General features: G+C 38.1%; 6 protein-coding genes and 1 pseudogene. All 7 read right to left on the minus strand.

Annotated features, from left to right (window positions below; genetic code table 11):
• A pseudogene (locus M983_RS06475) lies at window positions 1–1,235 on the minus strand (RHS repeat protein); the annotation flags it as partial.
• 4 nt (window positions 1,236–1,239) lie between these two features.
• A complete protein-coding gene (gene lysC / locus M983_RS17370) occupies window positions 1,240–1,521 on the minus strand; it encodes an Rz1-like lysis system protein LysC (RefSeq protein ID WP_123822400.1) in 282 nt (93 codons plus the stop codon).
• Window positions 1,463–1,819, minus strand: coding sequence for a DUF2570 domain-containing protein (locus M983_RS06480; RefSeq protein WP_066748856.1), 357 nt, complete (start codon window positions 1,817–1,819; stop codon window positions 1,463–1,465). The genes lysC and M983_RS06480 overlap by 59 nt, the downstream gene beginning before the upstream one ends.
• Window positions 1,816–2,199: a M15 family metallopeptidase gene (locus tag M983_RS06485; protein WP_066748857.1), complete on the minus strand. Its 384-nt coding sequence runs from the start codon at window positions 2,197–2,199 to the stop codon at window positions 1,816–1,818. The genes M983_RS06480 and M983_RS06485 overlap by 4 nt, the downstream gene beginning before the upstream one ends.
• 2 nt (window positions 2,200–2,201) lie before the next feature.
• Entirely contained in the window at window positions 2,202–2,519 is a 318-nt protein-coding gene (locus tag M983_RS06490; protein WP_066748859.1) for a phage holin family protein, read from the minus strand.
• 55 nt (window positions 2,520–2,574) lie between these two features.
• Window positions 2,575–6,900 (minus strand): SpvB/TcaC N-terminal domain-containing protein, encoded by a 4,326-nt coding sequence (locus M983_RS06495; protein WP_066748861.1) that lies wholly within the window; start codon window positions 6,898–6,900, stop codon window positions 2,575–2,577.
• 52 nt (window positions 6,901–6,952) lie between these two features.
• On the minus strand, window positions 6,953–11,226 hold a 4,274-nt coding region (locus M983_RS17515), incomplete at its 5' end, for a Tc toxin subunit A-related protein (RefSeq protein ID WP_245684025.1).

Genomic DNA, 11,226 nt, shown 5'->3' on the forward strand with positions numbered 1-11,226 from the left:
GTTAAATTACCGCCTCTGTCATAAGCGTATAAACGCGTGTAATTGGTATAACTTTGTGCATCTTTGACCAACGTGGTAATGGTTTGAGATTGGATTGATGCAGGTGTTTTTTGATTGGCGGATTCACGACCTGTTGCACTCACTAATTGATACAGAGAGTCATAGATATAACGATTTTCAGGCACAATTTTCTGATTACGCCAGTAGCGAGTCGCTTCAGCATCATTTTTCAGACAGATAATATTGCCGACGGGATCGTACTCATAACGCAGATCTTGCATGATCTTCGTACCTAATGCATGACCTTGAGGACGCACCGTTTTGACATGCAGTAAACGTTGCGTTTCAGGCTCATATTCATAAGTGGTAACTAAGCCATTACCCTGCTCTTCGCGCAGCTTTTGCCCCGTAGCTGAATAGGTTAAAGCGCGTAAAATCACTTGTTCTGATTGCCCTTTTAAGGTCAACCAAGATTGCTTAACAAAGCCTGCAATATCATAGGCAATACGGCGTTTATTCCCCTTTGCATCGGTTTCTTCTAATACAGCCCCTATCGCATCATAAGTATATTGAGTGGTAAATTTTTCAGCTTGTTGAATATCATTTACTTCACTAGTTGAATTCCAATCAATAACACTACCCATATGCAATTGTTGTGTTTCTGCAATAGCATGCCCCAAGAGAGAATAATTGCTATACGTTTTTTTACCTGCCGTATCAAAGTGTTCAATACATTTTCCCACTTGATTGGTATCGATTAACTCACTCGCGTTTCCTTGTCCCCATTTAAATTTTTGTACTACGGCAATACGGCTTTCACCCAATTTTCTTTCTTTGACTTGCTCTAAATATCGCTCAACGCTGGGATCAGAATATTCATACGTTGTCACCGTACCTTTTGCATTAATCTGTTGTGAAACCGTGCCTTCAATATCATTGAGATTAAAGCTATTCCCATTATCAATGCCTTTTGAGAAAGATAATGCGCCCCCTAAACTCACCGTTTGTTGAATATTCGGTTGTATTGCTGAATTTGATTGTTGTGTTCCATACAATCTTGCATCAATACTGCGTTCTAAATAACCGCGAGCATGATAATGGTGACGCGTAATACGTTCATCCGTTTTGTTAACCGTATCAGGATGACGGCAATACCTAATTTCTCGAATAGCCGATCCTCGATTATCATGAACCACCACCGTTGGCGTTCTTGTGTGTAATTGTTGATTTGACATATTTCTATAATTCCTTAATTTGCTTTCTTTTATGATCTAACTCATGAGTACCAAGCTGATTTTTTGTTGCCAATATTTCTACTACCGCTTTTTTATCGGTATTACATTTTTCTAATACCAACATTAAACGTGCCACATAATCAGGATAATCCCCCCATACTTGCACATTAAAAAACGGTGCTGAACAGGGCTGTAATAAGTGTGTTGGTACAAATTTTTCGGGTGCTTTAACGACGGTTAAGGGTGTTTTGCTGCAACTGGATAACAGCGTCAGGCACAGACTCATTAGCACAAGGCGTTTGAGCCAGAAGTAGCCGTAATTCTTGGCGTATTGCATGATTTTCTTCCTCTAAATAGTGTTGCTCCTTTTGTTGATGAGTGAGCGTTTCAGAGATTTTTTCCGCTTGCTCGTGCCATTGCATTAATTGTGATTGCAATGTACGTTGTTGATATTCAAGCTGACTGTTTTGTTCAGAAAGTCGATTAATTTGGTTGTGCTGATAGCGGATCACCAGAAGCGTGGTCAGAATGACTAACAACACGCCTCCTTTTAATCCCCAGCGTAGAAGCCAGGTTAGACTCATGAATATACCTCTCTAGACAGCTCATAATGAGGGCCATCACGAAACGATACCCAATCACCGCCCCAATTCATTGAAACACCCAATTGATGTGCCGCTTGTTTCATCGCTTTTGATACAGATTCAAACGCAGACCAATCATGCCAAGGGATCGAGCCATTCACTAACGGTACAATATCTACAGCATGACCCGTTAAATGACGGCTATTGAGTGTTTTGCTTTTACCTTCCTTCATAAGCTCTTTTTGTCGAGCTAATGAACGCACTCCTTCAATAACGAGAAAATCATATTCACTAAATATCAGTGCCTTATATACCACTTGCACTAAATCTTGATGAACACCGTTTAGGTTGTTTTGACTACGTTGACTTAGTATGTACATGGTTATTTGGGCTCCTTGATATTATTGATACCAAAAACACGATTCCATAACCAAATCAATGTAGTGCTCCCCATAGAACCGAATAATCCCGCAATCATATAAGACATATAACGACTAGCACCGCTTTCAAAACTGAGTAAGCCACCTAATAATCCAGTAAAGACCGAAATCATAATTTGGCTGATAATGCCAAACCAAGACCACTTTATTTGTTTTTGCTTAATTTCCATTAAATACCTCACAATGCCACCCCAGGCTGAGAATCCACCGATAATCAACCAAGCTAGTGCATCGCTTTCATAAGGGGGTGCTACTAGCATAATTAATATCCTCTATAAGGCGGGTTATCGACATAACCCGCATATTGATAATCCTTTACGTTAACGTGTCATTCTCATCTGCCTGAGCCGTAAACCAAGGTGTAATAATGGTATGGCGACGATAGTTTTTCGCCGTAATAACTTCATATAAACGACCTAAAGCATCGTAATAGTGAATATCAGCAAAACGATGAGGTTGCGCAGAATGGTCAGAAACATAACGCCAATCATTTAAAAAATAAGGCTGATAAATACGTTTTATATTTCCTTTATTGTCATATTCTGTTTCACCTGAGATTGCCCAACGTGTTGTGGTACTTTTTTGCTGTACCTGTTGTGCGCTATCAATCGCTAATATCCCTTTTTCACTACGCAAGAAAACGTCTCCTGCTTCAACTCTCACAGACGTTTGCAATAAACGACCAAAGCCATCACTAAAAGCAATTTGTTGACGAATTTGCTGTTGTGGATCGCTGTCATAACGGTCGGTCATAATTTGCAGAGCGTGTGGAGGCAGTTTTGACGATGAAGACATCCAACTGTCCGTGACATAAACAAAACCCGTAGCAATAGGCAGAGTTGATGTCAGTACCAAAGCCTCATCGACAGTATTTGGCATCGTAAAGGCTTTATGGCTATAACCACTTTCCTGACCTTTTTCAGTCCCTGAAAAACGGGTTGTCGTTACACGACCAAAACCATCAAAGGTCACTTGACGAAGATTTTTGTTTTCATCTGTTATTGAATTAGGTGATAAAAAGCGCCAATCATAAGTAAGATGAAAATCTTGTGTATTTAAAGGAGATCCTTTACCCATTAATACACAGAATTGCTTATCCCACAGTAAGTTATAATCACAAGAAAGCTCTGTTTTTTTATACACCAGTGGCTTATAGAACTGGGCTAATGAACCATAGGCTTTAACGCCTAATAACGATTTCACCCACAGCTTCTTACCTTTTTCTGTTTCATCAGCAAATACATATTCTTTTTGCTGATAACCCGCATTTTTCATCGCATCATCTAGTTTTAAATCAGGATAAGGTTGAGAAATCGTTTTTGCAGTTTCTTCATCTAATTCTGCACTTTCGCTATAGGCTAAACGAGCTGGAAAATCTGGCTCTAGCAATGTGGCTCGTCCATTGGCATCCATATAAGCAAGTTGTTGTTGCCCAGCAAATACTGATTTTTGTGTCAGTAAATTATTGGTGGCTAATAGTGCTTCGACACTTAAACCATCTTTAGGCTGCTTTTCTGCTCCATATGTCCAAATATCTTGACGAGTTGTTGCTGTAACACCTAGCTGATAAATCTGTCTTGCAGGATGATCAATATGATGACAAGTTTGACGTGATAAACTTAAATGCAGTGTATGTTGTTGATCATCATAACTGGATGCCCATAACGTCTCTGGCAAGCTTTCATAATGCTGATAAGGATTTATCGTGCCTTTAGAGCGTCTTGGATAATTGATAGAAACGGTCTTTGTGACAAAACCATAACCGTCTTGCTCTAAGATAATGTGTTGATGACAAGCAGGATCAGAAGCAATACGCTCATAATGATAGTCACGGCTTTCAACCACAGAAGGCATCACCACTGGTGAGCGCCCTTGCGCTTCAATTAAACGCACTTGTGGCCGTTGTTCCGTAACGACATAAGGCACATCAGATACAACGGTATTGTCTAATCCATAGACCTCTTTTCGAAGTAATTGACCTTGCAGTCCACGCTCAAGCCAATAGGTGTGCTCTTGATGCACTGTGTTATTACACGCTTTTTCTGAAGTTCCATCACCTTGGGTAAAGCGTGGTGAGAAGTGAGAAAACGCCGCACTGTCGCCTTGCCAAAACTCGTCATAAAACTGAGCATCAACAGTAGTTTTACCGGTTGAGAACCATTGACGGGTTAACGCACTTGGTGTTTTATCCGTGGTATTCTCTTCACTTTTAAAAGACTCGGCATTGGTGGCTTCAACACAGCCAAAACCACGGAACTCTTTTTCTTTACCATCCCAGACACCATAACGATAGTTGTAAGTTTGCGCTAAACAACTTTGCGTGATTTCATCAATGGTTTCAATTTTCCACAACGTATGTAGTGCGAAAGGTAAGTGGCTAACCGCTTTAGCTTTATTTTGCTGTTGACGAGTTGATTTTTCATCTAACCAATATTGCGCTGAACTACGGTAATGCAAATTCTGAATAAGCCCCATATTGTTATTAATGGACGTTAATAACCACGGTTTATTACTTTGCAAAGAAAGCACCCAATGTTGCGGTGTTGGATAAGCTTTTGTCAGTAAAATACTAGCGACACCAAGACCTTGGATATCCGCCACTTGCAGTTGGCATTGGTTATCAAAACGCACACCTTTAGGTAATGGGATATCATCACCTCGCACAAATTGATTACCACTTTGGTTAAAATAGACTTCTAAATGAGTAGATTGAATATAAATGATGTCAGTTGTACCACTGCCATCTAAATCGGCTAAATAGAGCTGACTAGGATTAAATCTCATGCGATCAGCAGAGAATCCTGGGATAGTAATTGGTGAGTTAAATTTGCCATCACCACAATGTACCCAACAGGTCACACCTTGGTAATCAATTTTAATCAGATGTTGCTGACCTGAGCCTAATACATCACTAAATGCGACTAAAGCACGACGATTAATATTCTTAATCGGCAAGGTCACACCTTCAGCCTGCATAATCTCTTTACTACTTTTCCAACCTTGTGCTGAGCCAGCATAAAAACGAATACTACGAGGACCAATTAGCGCTAAATCTGCAAAGCCACTACCCGTTAATGAGGTTAATTCAGCTCTTGGATGAAAATATTCCACAGGTATGGCATCAAGTGGCACAAAATTTAGCCAATTTCCTGCGTTGGTTTCATCTTGAGTGTAATAACCTCTCACATCACCTTGAGTAACTAACCATTCCAGTTTTCCATTACCCGTCACGTCGGTCAGCATTGCTGAACCACGTAACGATGGAATTACAGGGAGTTTTTTAGGGTTATCCCATGTTATGGCATTCGGATTTTGTTTATCTTCTTTTCTGACAGGTGCGCGATACCACCAAGCACCGCTGTCTTGATACAACACGCCAGACAATCCTTCGCCTAATAAATCAACATATTGATAAGGCTGTTGTGGTGTAAAAGAAGCAAGCTCATCCAGTGATTGCCACTGGGCTTGTTTAGTCGCACCCACCATTTGCCAATCAAATTTAACCGGTGGCAATGTCACTAACGACTGCGCATCTTTATTGTTGTTAAACGCAGATTTTTGTGCTGAGACTAAAACAGTACCTGATGCGGACTCATAGTAAGTGAGCGTTAATCGAGCAACTAACTCGGGTGTTTCTGCCAATGGTGTTTGTTTTTCTAAACTTTCAAGACGGTGATACATCAGCACTTGGCGACATAAACGACGAGTACGGACTTCAAAACCATAATGAAAAAGCGAAAAACAGTCTTTACGTAGTGCCCAGGCTGAATTGCTCTGCCATTGCGGATAAGCGGCTAATGCGTTGCTACGTTCACCATAATCAAACACCAACGTAAACAAGGCATTTTTAGGTAATGTGTTATCGGTTTTAGTACATGGAAAAGCTCGTTCACCAACAGGATTACCGTAATACACTTTATCTAAATAACGTTGTGTATTCGCATTGGGATGGGATTGAATTTCATGAGGATCACAACCTTGTTCATCTTCAGCACGATAGTGATATTCAATTTGCTCACCCATTGCTGAAACCGAAGCATTGAGGTTCCATTGCGCAACATGCGTACTGTTTTGGCTATCGACAATCTGTGCTGTGGTTTCATAGCCAAATAAGTGAACTTCACCATTTGCACTCAACATCACCCAAAATTGTTTTGGTGTATTGGCTGAAACATTAGCCTCATTTAATGACCAATATTCAAAACGACTAAAACTTTTTTCAATACGTGAACGATAAGTTGTCACTTGATATTGATGAGCGAGTTTTACGCCAAGTAACTCATTACGTTGTGCCGTTTCAATTTTGCCTTTCTTATTGATAATTGGCACAAGCACTTCACCTTCTGGTCCAATAAACTCATCTTGTTGAGAATACGATGGCACACCTTTTGAAGTACGACGACGAATAGACATCACTCCGACAGACCAACCAAAACCAAATTCGCCATTACCTGATTGATTGTGATACGTTAAGCCTAAAGTAGGTGCGTAACCACGACCTTGGCTAATGGGCAACGGTAAACTAAAAATCGCCGCACCATCGGGACCAACAGCGCCCATGTTGCCCGTTAATCCCGTCACTGCGCCACCACCTTTAGGTAAATTCGGCGCATCAAAAGAGAGTTTCTCTGAATTTTGCATGTAGAACTCCTAATAGGCTCCTAAAAGGAGCCTATAATTAAGGTTGAGGTAATTAACGAATGGTGTAATTAATATGGAGAATGATGTCGTTAAGTGTTAGTAACATCTCTTTTTGCTTATCGGTGGCATCAGGGAAGCTTAAAGTCAATGAACTGTTATCATTAACGGGTATACCCTCGAATGGCAGATAGCGATCATCATTGAAGTTCAGTTGGAACTGTCCACTGTCGTTCATACCGTGGGAAATCGCAATCGCACCACAACCACGCGGTTTCACTGCACTACCACCATAATTAAGCACTGCACGAATATTTTGATAAGCCCCCACTAATACGGGTAATGACACACTGATTTGTTTAATACGGCGTAATTGACCCAATTCTGCAGGATAATCCTTATCAATAGCTAAATCAGAGAGTTTAATCGTTGCCTGTAATTGCCCATTTTTCAGGGTAATACCATTTGTTGTTGTACCTAGTGCTGTGATTTTTCCATTAATCACATCACCCACTTGATTAAAGTTAAACTTATTACTACCTAATCCTTGATAAACATCATCAAGCGAAACGATTTTGGTCATTTCCAGTACGCGCTTATCTTTCTCAAGATAACTGTTTTCCATTTGAGTCAGGTTATGCATTAAACTTTCACCTGCCATTAATCCTGAATAGGTGCCTTGCCATGCTCCTGGGCGAATAAAGGTTTGTGTTTCCCCTAAATCATATTGGTAAGCCAGCTCAGCCATACAACAATGAGAGACGGTTAAATCATAGAAAGGTTTATAAATCGCCATTAGCTTACCGCGTAACCAGTTATACAATGATTTATTGGTAAATTTATTTTGTAAGAAGGTGAGATGTTCTTGTGTTTGCTGTTGCTGTAGCTTCAAAGTATCTAACTGCAAACTTGCTGCTTGTTTACGAATTTTCAACGCATCAAGCTTTGCATCAAATTGTTCGACTTCCGTTTTGGCATTATCGCGTGCTAATTTCCACTCTTCACGACGGCGACGATAAGTCTCTGATTGATTTAACCTATCTGCCGCAATACGGGTAGCAGAGCCTGATAATTGCAATCCCATTGACGTGGCATTAAAGACTCCACCAAAACGTGAACCACCAAATGCAAGCCCATAAATATTAGGCACCAAATCTGCAACAGCACCCGCTATACCGAGTCCCGTACTTGCCGTATTAAGTACCGATGAGGCCAAATAAAGATCCATCGCTTGTTGTTCTGATGTACTAATATTTTCATCATACAACTTGCTATAGTGATCTAAGCGAAGTTGAGCACCTGCACGTAACGCATTTAACGCTTTCTCGTTATGGGTAAACTCCTCAATATTTTTCACCTGATACTTCATATTTTGCAGAATAATTTCACTACCTTGCGTAGTGAGTAATTCTGACAATGCTTGTGCATCTTGACGTTCAATAATGTTGGCAAGTGAGTTACCAAACTGCATAAGCTGACTAACCACTGATTTTGCACTATTTAACATTACAGGGAAACGTTGTGTTGGCATAGTTGCATTTGGCAATGCACTACCACCTTGTGACTGATTAACAACGGCATTTTGCAGTGCTTTAGGATCAGCAGGTGTAGCGTAAATCGCTAAAGATAGAGGTTGTCCATCGATAGATAAATTGTGTCGTAAATTAAACAGACGTATTTTTAATGTATCGCGATATTGCGCTAACTTCTCATTAATTTGTGGTAAAAAGAATTGTGTTAGTGAGTTTGCTGTACGTAATAAGCTGGTTTCTTCCTCTTTTTCATTAATAGCATGCGTTGGCTGTGCTATTTTTGATGCAGCCTCCATCAATGTTGGTGACGACCATATATTATTACCTGTTAGCTCAGTTTCATCCCCTAATAACTGCAAAGCTTGCATATACCACATTTTGGCTTCATTTAATGTGTCGCGTTCTAATACACGGTAAGCACTATCACCCCGCGCTATTAGAATATCGAGGCACTTCATAAAGGTCGCCAATTTATAGTGCATCGGATCAGTTTGGGCTACAGCATCAGGGTCACTGGAGTCAAGTTGATCTTTATCCCACGCAGTATCACTAAGCAAGGGTTGGGAGTTCCAAACACGATCAGAATGAATGCCGTTTTCAATATAGCCATTAGGGCTAAAGACGTAACGTAACCAACGACTAGCTTCATCATAGTTTTGCCCATCTAACATGACATTAGCAATCATCATCGGTGTATAATAGAATAGTTCCCAAAAATAGAGTGCATTGGCACCATTGAAATCCATCGTACCATCAGTATTGCCCTCTAAAGGTGGTTCAGGTAATCGTTGAGTATCTAGCGTTAAAATGCGCTCAATACCGATATTGGCTCGTTTAACTAATTGGCGAGCAAATAAGGTATTTAAACGAACTAGCATCGGTCTATTCGCAATGTTCATCGACATATATTGAGCCATTGCTGAATTAATTTTCACTCTAATCGTATTACTTTCATTGGCAGAAATAATTTGTTTAACTTCGAATGAAAACCTTTTTTCAGATAAAATCTCTGATTGTTTATTTTTAACTTTAATATTAACTGTTACTATTGTTTTTCCAGTAGACTTAAATTCACTATCAGGAATATCTAATATAAGCTTTCCTTCTTTACTATTAAAACTATTATCTCCATCATTCAGTTTTGTATTATTACTCCAATCATTAAGGCTATATGTTTTTTGATTATGAGTCGTTCCTAATTCAATAATAATATCCTTGATGTTTTGTGATGTATTTTCATGAACAACCTTCCAGTTATTTAATGTTTCTAAATCACGCACACCTTTGCCATATATTCCATAACTTATACCCAGAAAACTCATAAAAAAATTAAATGAAAAGTTTTTTTGTGCTAGTATTTTTTCAACATCAAAAATACCATTCATATTCTTAATAAAAAAACCTTTATCTTCAACAAAGTCTTTACTAAAATCATAAGAACGCTCGCCTGCACCAGAAATACCAATATATGTTGTTTCTGAAAATAATTTTCTAGTAAAATCATGGTCTAATTTATAGTCATTCTTTTCATCTGCAATATAGATATATATATAATTTTTATTTACATCAATAAATAAGTATAAAACTTTATTTATATACTTATTAATTATAGAAGGTTGACCAATGAGAAATTCTTTCTCTGTTCCTAATTTAAACTCAGCATAATAAATATCTTTAAAATCATCTTGAACAGCACCATGAAATGACAATATATCATTAAGATTATTTCTCATTTGTTCTACAACTTCAATTGATTTTTTTATTTCACATTTCACAGAAGCAGATACAGATACAGAACAAGTTATATTATTATTATTTAATACAACTTTAGGGTTATTTATTAAGCTACCATGTAGTGAAGCTAAATCAGAATCTTTAATTAAATTACTCGATATAGGATCACGAGAAATAGAGTAATTTACTTTATCTCTTCGAATAAAAGTATTATTTACTGTTCTAATAATACTATCTTTTGAATTATCTAATATATCAAACTCGTTTATTGCATTAACATAAATATATTCAATTTTATTTTCAGTTCCTTTCGTGAAATTTAATTCATTATCAATATAATAAATTTCAAACTGAGTATCTTCAAGTGAATATTTATCTTTCATTTGATAAAATATAACCATTAAATTATCAAATTCTTCACTATAACTTAGATAAAAATTCATATGTGCCAAATTTTTTATATCATCTTGTAATGCATAATTAACCGGTGAACTCCAAGAACCATCATATCGAATATGAGAAAGATTTAAGCTATATTTAATGTCTTGTTCAATATTTTCCGTAGTTTTATTTTTTGCGGTTTCAACTCGTTCAATCCATGCAATATATAAACGGCTATTAAAAATAACAGGGCGAATTAAACCATTATACGGGTTTAATCCATTCTCAATTTTGGTCCATTCTGTCCATGCATTGGCAGCCATTTTTGCATCTTTAATTTTGCTATGATCTGCACTACGCCAATAGTAACTCATTTTATCTGAAGGATTACGACCAATAAAATAAGTCATACCATCATCGAGTGTTACACTATCATGATAACCACTAATCACTTCTAAATTAGCAATTTGCTCAAAAGAGGTTAAATAGGTTTTAAATGCATCTTCTATCGTATCACTATTAACACTATTTTGACTAATAGACTGTAATAGCGTATCCATCATTTTCGTTTGACCAATACGCAAAGTTGGATCTACATAGTTTTCAGGATAATAAACGAGTTTAGAAATCCCTGCCCATGTACTATATCGCTTATTGAATAAGTCCCATTGAGTAAAAAAAG

It is taken from the genome of Proteus myxofaciens ATCC 19692, assembly GCF_001654855.1.
Classification (GTDB): domain Bacteria; phylum Pseudomonadota; class Gammaproteobacteria; order Enterobacterales; family Enterobacteriaceae; genus Proteus; species Proteus myxofaciens.